Genomic DNA, 14,679 nt, shown 5'->3' with positions numbered 1-14,679 from the left:
GCAAGCTATCGGAGTAATCGGCCGCCTGCCAGACCCGGCGCGTCCCCCGGCCGGTACGAACCTTCCGCACCCGACCGCCACCACGGGCCTCACCCCGGGCTCGCACCGGGTCGCGTCACCCGACCGGCGGACAGGAGCGTCGCCGGGAGCGGGGAGCGTGACGAGGGCGCGCGCTGCGGGGCGGGCCGTGCGGCAACACACTGTGGTCATGGTGTGCCCCGATCCGCCGGCGGCGGTGTCACGGCGTTTCCCCGACGGGCCGGCAAGCGTGGCGGCGGCCCGCCGGTTCGTGGGTGCCGCGCTGGACGGCGCCGCCCGTGACCTGGTGGACACGGCCCGGCTCCTGGTCAGCGAGCTGGTCACCAATGCGCTGCTGCACGCCCGCACCGAGGTCGAGGTGAGCGTGGCGCGCCTGGACGGCCGGGTGCGCGTACGGGTCCGGGACCGGCGGCCGGGCCGTGGTCTCGTACCGCAGCACTGCTCGCCGTACGCCGGTACGGGGCAAGGTCTCGCACTGGTGGAGCAGTTGGCCTCGCGGTTCGGGGCGGACAGCGGGGACGTGGGCAAGACGGTGTGGTTCGAGCTGTGGCACGGCGGTCCGCCGCCGCCGTCGGCCGGGTGGGAGACCCCCGTGCGGCCGCCGCCCGCCGAACGGACCGTGACGCTGGTCGACATGCCGACCGCCCTGGAGTCCGCGTGCCGGCAGCACCGGCACGCGGTGCTGCGCGAGCTGACCCTCGCGGCGTCCGCGGGAGACCTCCTCGGGGTGCCGCCCGAGGACCTCGTCGCGGCCAACGACGTCAACAGCGTGATCAGCGCCGGTGTGTCGGCCGCGCTGGAGGGACCGGCCCCCGAGTCCGGTCTGCGCACCCTGCCCCTGCCGCTGTCGGCCGATGCCCTGCCGGCGGTGCGGGCACTGCGCCGCGTACTCGACCTGGCCGAGGCGCGGGCCCGGGAGGAACGGCTGCTCACGCCTCCGGCCCTGCCCCGCGGCCGCGCCTTCCAGAACTGGCTCTTCGACGAGATCGCCGGGCAGCTGACCGGGGACCGGCCCACCGCGTGGACCGTGGTCCCCAGCGAACCGGAGGTCAGCTCCGCCGAACTCGTCCCGTGGGACGTCGGCCAGGTGCGGGCGAGCAGGATGCCGACCGTCGCCGCCGACGAGGGCAACCGGATCGTCGCGACCAACGGGGCCGCGGCGGACCTGTTGGGCTGGGACCCGGACGACCTCGTGGGACGCCGTCTCACCACCCTCATCCCCGAACACCTGCGCGAGCGACACACGGCGGCGTTCACCTCGATGCTGCTCACCGGCCGCACCCGCATCGTGGGGCGCTCGGTGCCGCTTCCGGCACTGCACCGTGACGGCCGGCTCGTTCCGGTGCGGCTGTACATCCAGACGCAGGAGACTGCCGACGGCCGCACCGTCTTCGTCGCACAGCTCGTCCCGCGGGCGACCACGTTCCTCGACGGGCCGAGGACCTCGGGCAGGATCCGGGAGGCGGCGGTCGGGGAGCCCGACGGGGGCCGGTCGCCCACCGTGCCGCCGACGAGCACCAGGACGGCCGGCACCCGGGGCGGCATGTCGGCGCTGGACCGGCTCACCCTCCTGGCCGAACTGGGGGCGCAGCTCAACAACACGCTGGATCTGGACGAGGGCCTCCAGCGCGTGGGCCGGCTGCTGACGCGGCGGCTGGCCGACTGGTGCGTGGTGGACCTGTTCACCCCCGACGCCCGGGTGGACCGGGCGTGTGTCGTCCACCGCGATCCCCGGACCCTGCGCCCGGGGGCGTACGAGGGCGTGCTCCCCGGGGTCTCCGAGGAGTCGCGCGGCCCGCTGGCCCGGGTGCTGCGCGGAGCGGGGCCCCTCCTGCTCACCGACGCCCCGCAGCCGGGACAGACCGGGGGCGCGCTGGACCGGGCCTATGCCGATCTGTTCCGGGAGTTGGGGGCGGGCAGCGCCGTCGTCGCCCCGCTGCGGGCCCGCCGCAAGATCTTCGGTGCCCTGACCCTCGCCCGCGCGCCCCGCGGGCGGCCGTTCGCGGAAGAGGACCTGACGCTGGTCGACGACCTGGTGCACAGCCTCGCGCTGGGAGTGGACAACGCCCGGTTGTACCAGGACACCCGCTCCATCGCCGAACGGCTCCAGCGCTCGCTGCTGCCGGTGCTGCCGAAGGTCGAGGGGCTGCGTCTGGCCGCCCGGTACGCCGCCTCCTCGACCACCGCGCAGGTCGGCGGGGACTGGTACGACAGCTTCGTCCTGCCCGGCGGGAACACCGCGCTGGTCATCGGCGACGTCACGGGGCACGACCTCGACGCGGCCATCGCGATGAGCCAGTTGCGCAGCATGCTGCGCGGCATCGCCGTGGACCGCGAGGAGCCGCCCGCGGAGGTGCTGCGCCGGCTGGACCTGGCGAACCACAGTCTCCATCGGGAGGCGACCGGCACCTGCGTCTACGGCCTGATCAAGGGGCCCCCGGAGGGCCCCTGGGAGCTGACGCACTCCTCCGCCGGCCATCCGCCGCCGCTGCTCACCACCCGGGAGGGCCGGACCCGCTACCTCGACGGCGGGGCCGGCCTGCTGCTCGGCATGGACCCCGAGGCGTCCCGCGGCACGGCCCGTGACGCGCTGCCGGCCCACTCGACGCTGCTGCTGTACACGGACGGCCTCGTCGAGCGCCGCGACGAAGCCCTCGACGAGGCCCTCGACCGACTGCGCCGGCACGCCGCCGACCTGGCCCGCGAGCCGCTCGACACGTTCTGCGACGAGCTGTTGATCGGCCTGGGGGCGGACAGCGCGGACGACATCGCGGTCCTCGCCGTCCGCCCCTCGCCGCCCTAGGTGTTGTCACGACGGGGCCCGACGGGGGTGCCCGTTCGGGCATCTCCTTCTGCCTCGGCGGCTCCTGACGCCGCGACGGAGGTGGCGATAGCGTCTCCTCGTGAGCAACACGTCCCGGCGAGCGGCCAGATGAACGACGAGCGGCTGACCGTGGCGCCGACGGCCGACGACACGGACGATCCGTCGCAGGAACCGGAGCGGCCGGAAGGCCCCGAGCGCGGCCCCGGCCGAAAGCGCCGCGGGCCGGGCCCCGTCACCCTGTTGCTGCTGCCGGCTCTCGTGACCGTCACCGGTGTGGCCGCCTTCCTCGCGCTGGGCGGGCTGCCGGACCCGTGGCCCGACGACTCGGACGCCAAGGCGTCGACCGCGGCCGACATCGACCCCTCCTACGTCCCGTGGCTGCGCAAGGCCGCCTCGGCCTGCACCGTCCTGGAGCCGTCGGTGCTCGCCGCGCAGATCGACCAGCTCTCGGGCTGGAGCGACGACTCGGACGATCTCTCGGGCCAGAAGGGCATCGCCGCGTTCACCGACAGCGAGTGGCGGACCTGGGGCAAGGACGACGACGGCAACGGGCACGCCTCGCCCCGCGATCCGGCGGACGCCATCATGGCGCTGGGCCGGCGGGACTGTTCCCTGGCCGAGAAGGTGACCGGACTGCGCACCGAGGGCCGGGTCAACGGCGACCTCGTGGAACTGACCCTCGCCGCGTACGCCGTGGGACCGGACGCCGTGACCGGAGCGGGACGCGTCCCCGCGGCGGCGAAGACGTACCTGGCCGAGGTCCAGGCCCTGGTGCCGCGGTACGAGGCGCTGGACCGGGAGGACTCCGGCGGCACGGGCGGACCCGCCGGCGCCCTGCTGACCGCGCCGGTGAGCCCGCTCACCATCACCTCGCCCTTCGGGTCGCGGGAACACCCGCTGACCGGGGTGACCAAGCTGCACACCGGCGTGGACTTCGCCGCACCGCAGGGCGCGCAGGTCGTGGCCGCACGGCGGGGCCGCGTCGTGTTCGCCGCGCTCACCAGTGCGTACGGCAACCGCATCGTGATCGACCACGGGACCATCCAGGGCAAGCGGGTGGAGACGACCTACAGTCACCTCTCCGCCCTGGAGACGTCGGTGGGGCAGACCGTGGAGGCCGGGGCCCCGGTCGGACGGGTCGGCTCCACCGGCCTGTCGACCGGTCCGCACCTGCATTTCGAGGTCATCCTGGACGGGTACTACACCGATCCGCGCCCCTGGGTGGTCCCCGACGGGGTTTGATTCGGCGGATCGTGTCGAAGACCTCAACATGACCCATTCGAAGCACGAGACGGAGCGGAAGTACGAGCCGCCCTCCGGTGGCCTCGCCGGGCTGCCGGACCTCACCGGCGTCGGACCCGTCGCCTCGGTCACCGCGACCGGGCCCGAGGGGCTCGACGCCGTGTACCACGACACGGTGGATCTGCGGCTCGCCGGGTCCTCGGCCACACTGCGCCGCCGTACGGGCGGCCCCGACGCGGGCTGGCACCTGAAACTGCCGCTCGCCGGGGACACCCGGGAAGAGGTCTGGGCCCCGCTGTCGGACGACGTGCCCGAGGCGCTGCTCGAGCTGGTGCTGTCCCGCACGCGGGGCGCGCCGCTGCGTCCGGTGGTGCGGATCCGGTCCACCCGGGCCGTGCGGCAGCTGCGCGACGCCGAGGGCGGGGTGCTGGCCGAGCTGAGCCTCGACGAGGTGCGGGCGGACGCGACGGCGGCGGGCGGCGGGCGCCCCGAGTGGGGCGAGCTGGAGGTCGAACTCGCCGACGGTGTCCATGCCCGGCTGCTCGACGCCGTCGAGAAGAAGCTCCGCAAGAAGGGGGTCGTCCGGGCCGACAGTCCCTCGAAGCTCGCCCGGGCGCTGCGGGACACCGGCGTGGGCGACGTGGGCGTGCCCCTGCCGCCCGCCGGAGTGGTCGCCGGGTCCTCCGGTTCGTATGTGCTCTCCTACCTGCGCGAGCAGGTCGGCGTCCTGGTGAGCCTGGATCCGGCGGTCCGCCGCGACCTGCCCGACGCGGTGCACCAGATGCGTGTCACGTGCCGCCGGCTGCGCAGTTGCCTGCGCTCGTACCGGTCGGTGCTCGACCGGCGGGTCACCGATCCCGTGGCCGCTGAACTCAGGTGGCTGGCGGGCGAGCTGGGGGCCGCGCGGGACCAGGAGGTGCTGCGGGAACGCATCGGCGCCGCGCTGGACGGGCTCCCCGGCGACCTGGTGCTCGGCCCCGTCGCCGCCCGGCTGCGGGTGTGGGACGTGTCCCGGGAGGAGGACGTGCGGTCCCGGACGCGGCAGGCCCTGGGCACCCCGCGCCAGCTGCGCCTCCTGGACGCTCTGGACACGCTGGTCAGGCGTCCGCCGCTGCGTGCCGGGGCCGGGCGGAAGCCGGCCCGGACGATGGCCCGGGCGGTGCTCAAGGAGTACGGCCGTCTCGCCGGGCGCATGGACCTCGCGCTCGCGCGGCCGTCCGGCGGGTCCCGGGAGACGGAGCTGCACGAGGCGCGCAAGGCGGCCAAGAGGCTGCGCTACGCGGCCGAGGTCGCGCGTCCCGCGCTCGGCAAGCCCGTCGCCCGGCTGGGCAAACACGCCAAGGCGGTGCAGCAGTTGCTCGGCGAGCACCAGGACGCCGTGGTCGCTCAGGACACCCTGCGCCGGCTGGCGGTGGCCGCTCACGGGGCGGGCGAATCGGCGTTCACGTGGGGGCTGCTGCACGGCCGGGAACGGGCGGGTGCCGAGGCCCGGCAGCGGGAGCTGCCCGGGGTGTGGCGGGCCGCTTCGGATCCCGCGCTGCGTGCCCCGCTCGAACACTGAACGACGACAACTCCTGTGCGGAGTCTTGCCGGATCGATGCCTCACCACTTAAATCACACCTTGAACTAAGCCGCTGCGCCCAGCGGTTGGTCGGTCCTGTCCGCATCCGCAGAAAGCTCACGCATGAGACTGAGATCCTTGGGTGTCGCGCTCGTCGCCACGGCGGCGCTCGTCACCCTCCCCGCCCCGATGACGGCCACCGCGGCCGACACTCCCCTCTCCCAGGGCCGGACGGCCACGTCGTCGTCGGCCGAGAACGCCGGAACGCCGTCGCACCACGCCGTCGACGGCGACACGGCCACCCGGTGGTCGTCGGCCGCGAGCGACGACCAGTGGCTCCAGGTCGACCTCGGCGCCACCGCCTCCGTCACCCGGGTCGTGCTCGACTGGGAGGCGGCCTACGGCAAGGACTACAAGATCCAGCTCTCCCAGGACGGGAGCACCTGGACCGACGCGAAGACGGTCACCGGCGGGGACGGCGGCACCGACACCCTCGACGTGTCGGGCCAGGGCCGCTACGTCCGCATGCAGGGCGTCCACCGGGCCACCCCCTGGGGCTACTCCCTGTGGGAGTTCCAGGTCTTCGGCACCACCGGCGGCACCGCCCCGGGCGGCTCCTGCGACACCGCCAACGCCGCGCAGGGCAGGCCCGCCGCCGCCTCCTCCGTCGAGAACGCCGGGACACCGGCCGCGGCGGCCTTCGACGGCGACGCCGCAACCCGCTGGTCCAGCCAGGCCTCCGATCCGCAGTGGGTGCGGGTCGACCTCGGAGCCGTACGGGACCTGTGCAAGATCGACCTGAACTGGGAGGCCGCCCACGCCAAGGACTTCAGGATCGAGGCCTCCTCGGACGGGCAGAACTGGCAGACGCTGAAGAGCGTCACGGGCGCGACGGGCGGCAAGGCCTCCTACGACGTCAGCGGTTCGGGCCGCTACGTCCGCGTCCACGGCACGGCACGCGCCACCGGCTACGGCTACTCGCTGTGGGAGGTCGCCGTGCACACCGGCACCACCGGCACTCCCCCGGTCGAGGGCGGCGGCGACCTCGGGCCGAACGTCATCGTCGTGGACCCCGCCACCCCGAACCTCCAGCAGAAGTTCGACCAGGTCTTCGCCCAGCAGGAGTCGAACCAGTTCGGCAGCGGGCGCTACCAGTTCCTGCTGAAGCCGGGCACCTACAACGGGATCAACGCCCAACTGGGCTTCTACACCTCCGTCTCCGGTCTGGGCCTCAACCCGGACGACACGCAGATCAACGGTGACATCACCGTGGACGCGGGCTGGTTCAACGGCAACGCGACCCAGAACTTCTGGCGTTCGGCCGAGAACCTCGCCATCACGCCGTCCAACGGCACCGACCGCTGGGCCGTCGCCCAGGCCGCCCCGTTCCGGCGCATCCACGTCAAGGGTGGCCTCAACCTCGCGCCCAACGGCTACGGCTGGGCCTCCGGCGGCTACATCGCCGACTCCAAGGTCGACGGCACCGTCGGCCCCTACTCCCAGCAGCAGTGGTACACCCGGGACAGCTCGGTCGGCGGCTGGACCAACGGCGTCTGGAACATGACGTTCACGGGCGTCGAGGGCGCGCCGGCGGGCAACTTCGAGACCGGCCCGTACACCACGCTGGACACGACGCCGGTCTCCCGCGAGAAGCCCTTCCTGTACCTGGACGGCGACGAGTACAAGGTGCGCGTGCCCGCCAAGCGGACCAACGCGCGCGGCGTCTCCTGGCCGGCCAACGCCGGTGGCACCTCGCTGCCGCTGAGCCAGTTCTACGTCGTGAAGCCCGGCGCGACCGCGGCGACCATCAACGCCGCGCTCGACCAGGGCCTCAACCTGCTGTTCACGCCGGGCGTCTACCACATCGACCAGACCATCGAGGTCGACCGGGCGAACACCGTCGTGCTGGGCCTCGGTCTGGCCACGATCATTCCGGACGGCGGCGTCGACGCCATGCACGTGGCGGACGTGGACGGTGTACGGCTCGCGGGCTTCCTCATCGACGCGGGTCCGGTGAACTCCGACACGCTGCTGCGGATCGGAACGCCGGACGGGAACGCCGACCACGCCGCCAACCCCACCACCATGCAGGACGTGTTCATCCGCGTGGGCGGCGCGGGACCCGGCAGGGCCACCGACTCCGTCGTGGTCGAGAGCGACGACGTGATCATCGACCACACCTGGATCTGGCGGGCCGACCACGGGGAAGGCGTCGGCTGGGAGACCAACCGCGCCGACTACGGCCTGCGGGTCAACGGCGACGACGTCCTCGCGACGGGACTGTTCGTCGAGCACTTCAACAAGTACGACGTCTACTGGAGCGGTGAGCGCGGCCGGACCATCTTCTTCCAGAACGAGAAGGCCTACGACGCCCCGAACGAGGCCGCCATCACCCACGACGGCATCGTCGGCTACGCGGCCTACAAGGTCGCCGACTCGGTGAACGTGCACGACGCGGTGGCCCTGGGCAGTTACTGCAACTTCACCGCCGACCCGGGCATCGTCCAGCACCACGGGTTCCAGGTGCCGGTCAAGCCGGGGGTCAGGATGCGCAACCTCCAGGTGATCTCACTGGGCGGCATGGGCCAGTACCGCCATGTCGTCAACGACACCGGCGCGGCCACGTCGGGGACGGACACCGTGCCGTCCAAGGTCGTCCAGTTCCCGTGAGGGACGACGCGCCCCGCGTGGTGCGGGGCGCGTCGCCCACCGGGTGGGAAACCCGGGCGTTCAGGCGAGTTGGACGAGGAGATCGCCGCCCTCGACCTGCTGGATGCGGTTGATGGCGAGCCTGGCCACCGTGCCGGACTTCGGGGCGGTGATGGAGGCCTCCATCTTCATCGCCTCGATGGTGGCCACGGTGGCACCGGCCTCCACCGCGTCGCCCTCGGCGACGGCGAGGGTCACCACACCGGCGAACGGCGCCGCGACATGGCCGGGATCCGCCCGGTCGGCCTTCTCCGTCACCGGGACGTCGGAGGCCGCCGACCGGTCGCGGACCTGGATGGGGCGCAGCTGGCCGTTCAGGGAGGACATCACGGTGCGCATGCCACGCTCGTCCGCGTCACCGATCGCCTGCAGCTCGATGAGCAGCCGGACGCCGGGGTCGAGGTCGACGGTGTACTCCTTGCCCGGGCGCAGCCCGTAGAAGAAGTCCTTGCTGTCGAGGACGCTGGTGTCGCCGAACGAGGCGCGGTGGGTGTCGAACTCGCGGGCCGGTCCCGGGAACAGCAGCCGGTTGAGCGTCGCCCGGCGCTCCTTGTCGAGCCCGGTGCGGTCGTCGGCGTCCAGCTCCGCCACCGGCCTGGCCTCCGCACGGCCCCGCAGCGCCTTGCTGCGGAACGGCTCGGGCCAGCCCCCCGGCGGGGTGCCCAGCTCGCCGCGGAGGAAGCCGACGACGGAGTCCGGGATGTCGAACCGGTCCGGCTCCGCCTCGAAGTCCGCCGGGGAGACACCGGCGCCCACGAGGTGCAGGGCCAGGTCGCCGACCACCTTGGAGGACGGGGTGACCTTCACCAGGCGGCCCAGCATCCGGTCGGCGGCGGCGTACATCGCCTCGATGTCCTCGAAGCGGTCGCCGAGGCCGAGCGCGATGGCCTGGGTGCGCAGGTTGGAGAGCTGGCCGCCGGGGATCTCGTGGTGGTAGACCCGTCCGGTCGGGGCGGCGAGGCCCGCCTCGAAGGGGGCGTAGACCTTGCGGACGCTCTCCCAGTACGGCTCCAGGTCGCCGACGGCTTGGAGGTCGAGGCCGGTGGGCCGCTCGGTGTGGTCGGTGGCGGCCACGATCGCCGACAGCGACGGCTGCGAGGTGGTGCCCGCCATGGACGCCACGGCTCCGTCGACGGCGTCCGCGCCCGCCTTGATCGCGGCCAGGTAGGTGGCGAGCTGGCCGCCGGTGGTGTCGTGGGTGTGCAGGTGCACCGGCAGGTCGAACTCCCGGCGCAGCGCGGACACCAGCGTCGCGGCGGCCGGGGCCCGCAGCAGCCCGGCCATGTCCTTGACCGCGAGCACGTGCGCGCCGGCGTTCACGATCTGCTCGGCGAGCCGCAGGTAGTAGTCGAGGGTGTAGAGCCGCTCGGAGGGGTCGGACAGGTCGGCGGTGTAGCAGAGCGCGACCTCGGCGACGGCGGTGCCGGTCTGCCGTACGGCCTCGATGGCGGGCCGCATCTGCTCGACGTCGTTGAGGGCGTCGAAGATGCGGAAGATGTCGATGCCGGTGGCGGCGGCCTCCTGCACGAAGGCGTCGGTCACCTCGGTCGGGTACGGGGTGTAGCCGACGGTGTTGCGGCCGCGCAGCAGCATCTGGAGGCAGAGGTTGGGCACCGCCTCGCGCAGGGCGGCCAGCCGCTCCCAGGGGTCCTCGGCGAGGAAGCGCAGGGCGACGTCGTAGGTGGCGCCGCCCCAGCACTCCAGGGACAGCAGCTGGGGCAGGGTGCGGGCGACGACGGGCGCCACCGCGAGCATGTCCTTGGTGCGCACCCGGGTGGCGAGCAGCGACTGGTGGGCGTCGCGGAAGGTGGTGTCGGTGACGCCGATGGTGGACGACTCGCGCAGCCGGCGGGCGAACCCCTGCGGCCCCAGTTCGGCCAGCAACTGACGGGATCCGGCCGGGGGTTCACCGGCGGGAACCGTCGGCAGCTTGGTCAGCGGGTCGATCAGCTCGGGGCGCTCGCCGTGCGGCTTGTTCACCGTGACGTCGGCGAGGTAGGTCAGCAGCTTGGTGCCGCGGTCGGCGGAGTGCCGGGCGGTCAGCAGGTGCGGGCGCTGCTCGATGAACGAGGTGGTGACCCGGCCGCCCTGGAAGTCCGGGTCGTCCAGGACCGCCTGGAGGAACGGGATGTTGGTGGCGACGCCGCGGATGCGGAACTCGGCGACCGCACGCCGGGCGCGGTTCACCGCGGTGGTGAAGTCCCGTCCCCGGCAGGAGAGCTTGACCAGCATCGAGTCGAAGTGCGCGCTGATCTCCGTACCCGCGTGGGTGGTTCCGCCGTCGAGGCGGATGCCCGAGCCGCCCGGCGAGCGGTAGGCGCTGATCCGGCCGGTGTCCGGGCGGAAGCCGTTGGCCGGGTCCTCGGTGGTGATGCGGCACTGGAGTGCGGCGCCGCGCAGGGTGATGTTCTCCTGGGCGAGTCCGAGGTCGGCCAGCGTCTCACCGGCGGCGATGCGCAGCTGGGACTGGACCAGGTCGACGTCGGTGACCTCCTCGGTGACCGTGTGCTCGACCTGGATGCGCGGGTTCATCTCGATGAAGACGTGGTTGCCGTCCCGGTCGACGAGGAACTCCACGGTGCCCGCGTTGCGGTAGCCGATCTGCCGCGCGAAGTTCACGGCGTCGGCGCAGATCCGCTCGCGCAGGGCCGGGTCGAGGTTGGGCGCGGGCGCCAGCTCGATGACCTTCTGGTGACGGCGCTGCACCGAGCAGTCCCGCTCGAAGAGGTGGATGACGTCGCCCTCGCCGTCGGCGAGGATCTGCACCTCGATGTGGCGGGGTTCGACGACCGCCTTCTCCAGGAAGACGGTGGAGTCGCCGAAGGCGGAGGCGGCCTCGCGGGAGGCGGCCTCGATGGCCTCGCGCAGCTGGGCGGGTTCCTCGACGCGGCGCATGCCGCGCCCGCCGCCGCCCGCGACCGCCTTGACGAACACGGGGAAGCCGACGTCGTCGGCGGCGCGCACGAGTTCGTCCACGTCGGTGGAGGGCGCGGAGGAGCCGAGCACGGGTACTCCGGCCTCGCGGGCGGCGGCCACGGCCCGCGCCTTGTTGCCGGTCAGTTCCAGGATCTGGGCGCTGGGACCGACGAAGGTGATCCCGGCCTCCTCGCAGGCGCGGGCCAGTTCGGGGTTCTCGGACAGGAAGCCGTAGCCCGGGTAGACGGCGTCGGCCCCCGCACGGCGGGCGGCGCGGACGATCTCCTCCACGGAGAGGTACGCGCGGACCGGATGCCCCTGCTCCCCGATCTCGTAGGCCTCGTCGGCCTTGAGCCGGTGCAGCGAGTTGCGGTCCTCGTGCGGGAAGACGGCGACGGTGCGCGCGCCGAGCTCGTAGCCCGCCCGAAACGCACGGATCGCGATCTCACCGCGGTTGGCGACCAGCACCTTGCGGAACATTCTTGATCCCTTCAGCCTGCCGGGTGACGAGACCATGGTGTCGGCGCCGCCCTCGGTACGCCATGTGAGCCGGGCCACTCCCGGCCTCGTCACCGCAGGGCGGCGGTCAGGCGCAGGCGGATGCGGTCGAGGCCGGCCGGTGTGCGGGAGGGGGCGGCGGTGGTGCAGTCGGGCAGGCCGGCCCTGGCCAGGGTGCTCAACAGTGCCCGGGGGCCGCTGTCGAGGTAGGTGGAGAATCCGGCCAGGCGCAGCGCGCGCAGCGTCCGGTGGAATGCGAGCGGCTCGGAGAGGTGGGCGGCCGCCACCGTGCGCAGCTGGGCCGGGGTGCGGGCGGGCCCCGGCGCGGCGGCCGTGTACACGGGGAACGTGGGCGGGGCGACGGGCTGGGCGCGCAGGAGGCGCCGGAAGGCCCGCTGCACCTCGGCGAGCAGGGGGTGGTGGTAGGCGGTGCGGCTGGTCAGCGGCGTGGCACGGCGGCCGAGCGCCCGGGCCGCACTGCGGACGGCGGCCAACTGGTCGTCGGGTCCCGCCAGGACGGTCTGGCCGGGGGCGTTGCGCGCGGCGATCCGCACCTGCGGCAGGCCCTCGGCACGCAGCAGGTCCGCAGCCAGTTCCGCGGTCAGGTCGGTGGCCAGCAGCCCCGCCGCAGGCAGCGCGGCGTCGCGCAGCAGCCGGTCGCGGACGTGCAGCAGCCGCACGCCCTGTTCGAGCGTGATGACCCCGGCCACGGTGAGCGCCGCGAGGTCGCCCACGCTGTGGCCGAGCACCGCGTGGACGGGCGGCGCCGCGAGATCGAGCAGAACGGCGGCGGAGGCGACCACTGCGGCGTACGTGGCCAGGTCGAAGGCGAGGGGGTCGGTGCGCACGAGCAGGTCGGGTCCGGGCGCCGCGCTGTCGGTGAGGAGGCGGCCGACGGGTGTGCGGGTGGAGCCGAGTGCGGTGCTGCGGGCGTCGACCGTCCGCAGCACCCGCGAGACCGACGGGACCTCGCTCAGGTGACGCAGGGCGCCGGGGAGGTAGGCCCCCTGTCCGGGGCACATCAGCACGGTGCGCGGTGTGCCGCCGGTGGGGGCCGGAGGGTCGCCGTCCGTCATGAGGCGTCGGCGAAGGCGAGCGCGACGTTGTGTCCGCCGAAGCCCATGCTCGTGGTGACGGCCGCGAGGGGCCCGGAGGGCAGTGGCGCCGGGTCGCGGCCGACGACGTTCAGGCCGATCTCGGGGTCGACGCGTTCGAGGCTGCACGCCGGCGGGGCCGTTCTGTCCCGCAGGGCGAGGACGGTGAGGACGGCCTCGATGGCTCCGGCGGCACCGAGGGTGTGCCCGAAGGCGCCCTTGGTGGCGCTGACCGCCACGTCCTCCACTCCCTTGGCGAAGACGCTGTGCAGCGCCTGTGCCTCGCCGAGGTCGCCGAGCGGTGTGGAGGTGGCGTGGGCGTTGACGTGCTGGATCTGCTCCGGCACGAGCCGCGCGTCGCGCAGCGCGGCGTCGACGGCCGCCGCACAGCCCGTACCGCCGGGCGCGGGCTGGGCCACGTGGTGGCTGTCGTTGGTGATGCCCGCGCCGGTCAGCCGGCCGTGGACGCGGGCGCCGCGGGCGGCGGCGTGCGCGGCGCTCTCGACGACGAGCATGCCGGCGCCCTCCCCCATCACGAAGCCGTCCCGGTCGGCGTCGAAGGGCCTGGAGGCCCCCTTGGGGTCGTCGTGGCGCCGGGAGAGGGCCTGCAGTCGCGCGAACCCGGCCAGGGCCAGCGGATGCAGCGCGGCCTCGGTGCCGCCCGCGACCACGAGGTCCGCGCGGCCGTCCCGGATCATGCCGAGGGCCTGGGCGAGGGCCTCGGCACCGGAGGCGCAGGCACTGACGGGGGCGTGCACCCCGGCCTTCGCGCCCACCATCAGCCCCACTTCGGCGGCCGGGTGGTTGGGCAGCATGACCGGGATGGTGCGCGGGCTCACCCGCCCCGCACCCTGCGTCTGCAGGCGGTGGTTCTGCTCCAGGATGCTGGTGAGGCCGCCCAGCCCCACCCCGACGACCACGGCCACCCGCGAACCGTCCCCGGCGAGCGCCGACGGGTCGGGGAACCCCGCGTCGCGAACGGCCTCGCGGGCGGCCACGAGGGCGAACTGGGCCGAGCGGTCGCAGTGCGCCGCCTTGGCGGACGACAGGACCGTCCCGGGGTCGACCGCGGCCGGGGCCGCGAGGTACACCTGTGCGGGCCCGGCCGCCCCGCCGAAGTCGACGCGTTCGACGCCGCACCCGCCGTCCAGCAGGGCCCGCCAGGTGGAGGGGACGTCGCCGCCCAGCGAGGTGGTCAGTCCCAGCCCCGTGACGACGGCGGCCCGCTCCTCGGGAGCCGGGTCGGCCGCGTGTCGTGGGCTCACGCGGTGCCGCCCGCGGGGGCGGCCACGGTCCCGGCGAGGTGGGCGGCGATCTGCCGCACCGTCGTGAGCCGGTCCGCCTGCTCCTGAGGGACCTCGATCTGCCAGCGGTCCTCGATCGCGGCGACCAGTTCCAGCCGGGCCAGCGAGTCGACGCCCAGGTCGTCCTGGAGCGAGGAGTCGGGATCGATCTCCTCCACGGTCAGGTCCTCGACCGTGGCGGCCAGCAGGTCACGCAGTTCGTCAAGCAGCTGTCGTTCGTCGGCGGTGGACGGCATGTCCGGTACCTCCTCGGTCGGTGCACGGCGCGCCCGGAGGCGGTGGGCGGGAGGACCCGGTCCTCGGGCGCGCCGGTGGTGTCCGGCGACCTGCCGGTGCACGCCGACAGGCTGTCCGGCCGTCCGGCACGGCAAGCGCCGGGGACGGGGGGACGCCGGAGCATCGGGAGCACGGGACGGGCTCCTGCGAGCACCCGTGTCCCCCCTTCACCTTGAAGCGCCCCGGGACCGACCGAGGGTGGCGGGCGGCGGGCGC

Annotated in this window: 8 protein-coding genes; 4 read left to right on the top strand and 4 right to left on the bottom strand. The window is 73.9% G+C overall.

Translation table 11 applies throughout. The features are described 5' to 3' along the window. The first annotated feature begins 208 nt into the window (after positions 1–208). The 4 genes from ACFYZ3_RS11610 (at position 209) to ACFYZ3_RS11595 (ending at position 8,336) form a co-directional block, all read left to right on the top strand. Positions 209–2,842, top strand: coding sequence for a SpoIIE family protein phosphatase (locus tag ACFYZ3_RS11610; RefSeq protein WP_388515595.1), 2,634 nt, complete (start codon positions 209–211; stop codon positions 2,840–2,842). A gap of 129 nt (positions 2,843–2,971) precedes the next feature. Then, positions 2,972–4,105, top strand: coding sequence for a M23 family metallopeptidase (locus ACFYZ3_RS11605; RefSeq protein ID WP_388515593.1), 1,134 nt, complete (start codon positions 2,972–2,974; stop codon positions 4,103–4,105). Positions 4,106–4,133: 28 nt separating this feature from the next. Continuing rightward, a complete protein-coding gene (locus ACFYZ3_RS11600) occupies positions 4,134–5,666 on the top strand; it encodes a CHAD domain-containing protein (protein WP_388515591.1) in 1,533 nt (510 codons plus the stop codon). Positions 5,667–5,789: 123 nt separating this feature from the next. Beyond that, the gene (locus ACFYZ3_RS11595; RefSeq protein WP_388515589.1) at positions 5,790–8,336 is read left to right on the top strand and encodes a discoidin domain-containing protein; all 2,547 of its coding nucleotides are present in this window, start codon (positions 5,790–5,792) and stop codon (positions 8,334–8,336) included. A 60-nt stretch (positions 8,337–8,396) separates the two neighbouring features. Here ACFYZ3_RS11595 and ACFYZ3_RS11590 read toward each other — a convergent pair whose 3' ends face one another. The 4 genes from ACFYZ3_RS11590 to ACFYZ3_RS11575 form a co-directional block, all read right to left on the bottom strand. Beyond that, positions 8,397–11,771 (bottom strand): pyruvate carboxylase, encoded by a 3,375-nt coding sequence (locus ACFYZ3_RS11590; protein WP_388515981.1) that lies wholly within the window; start codon positions 11,769–11,771, stop codon positions 8,397–8,399. An 89-nt stretch (positions 11,772–11,860) separates the two neighbouring features. Next, on the bottom strand, positions 11,861–12,865 hold the full coding sequence (locus tag ACFYZ3_RS11585; protein ID WP_388515587.1) for an ACP S-malonyltransferase: 1,005 nt from the start codon (positions 12,863–12,865) through the stop codon (positions 11,861–11,863). Beyond that, positions 12,862–14,148 (bottom strand): beta-ketoacyl-[acyl-carrier-protein] synthase family protein, encoded by a 1,287-nt coding sequence (locus ACFYZ3_RS11580; protein ID WP_388515585.1) that lies wholly within the window; start codon positions 14,146–14,148, stop codon positions 12,862–12,864. Before ACFYZ3_RS11580 ends, ACFYZ3_RS11585 begins: the two co-directional genes overlap by 4 nt. Next, positions 14,145–14,423, bottom strand: coding sequence for an acyl carrier protein (locus ACFYZ3_RS11575; protein ID WP_388515583.1), 279 nt, complete (start codon positions 14,421–14,423; stop codon positions 14,145–14,147). The genes ACFYZ3_RS11580 and ACFYZ3_RS11575 overlap by 4 nt, the downstream gene beginning before the upstream one ends. Positions 14,424–14,679: the final 256 nt, after the last annotated feature.

Source organism: Streptomyces sp. NPDC001599, from assembly GCF_042893535.1.
Classification (GTDB): domain Bacteria; phylum Actinomycetota; class Actinomycetes; order Streptomycetales; family Streptomycetaceae; genus Streptomyces.
Note: the sequence above shows the minus strand (reverse complement) of the source record. Positions and strands in the feature narration are given on the sequence as shown.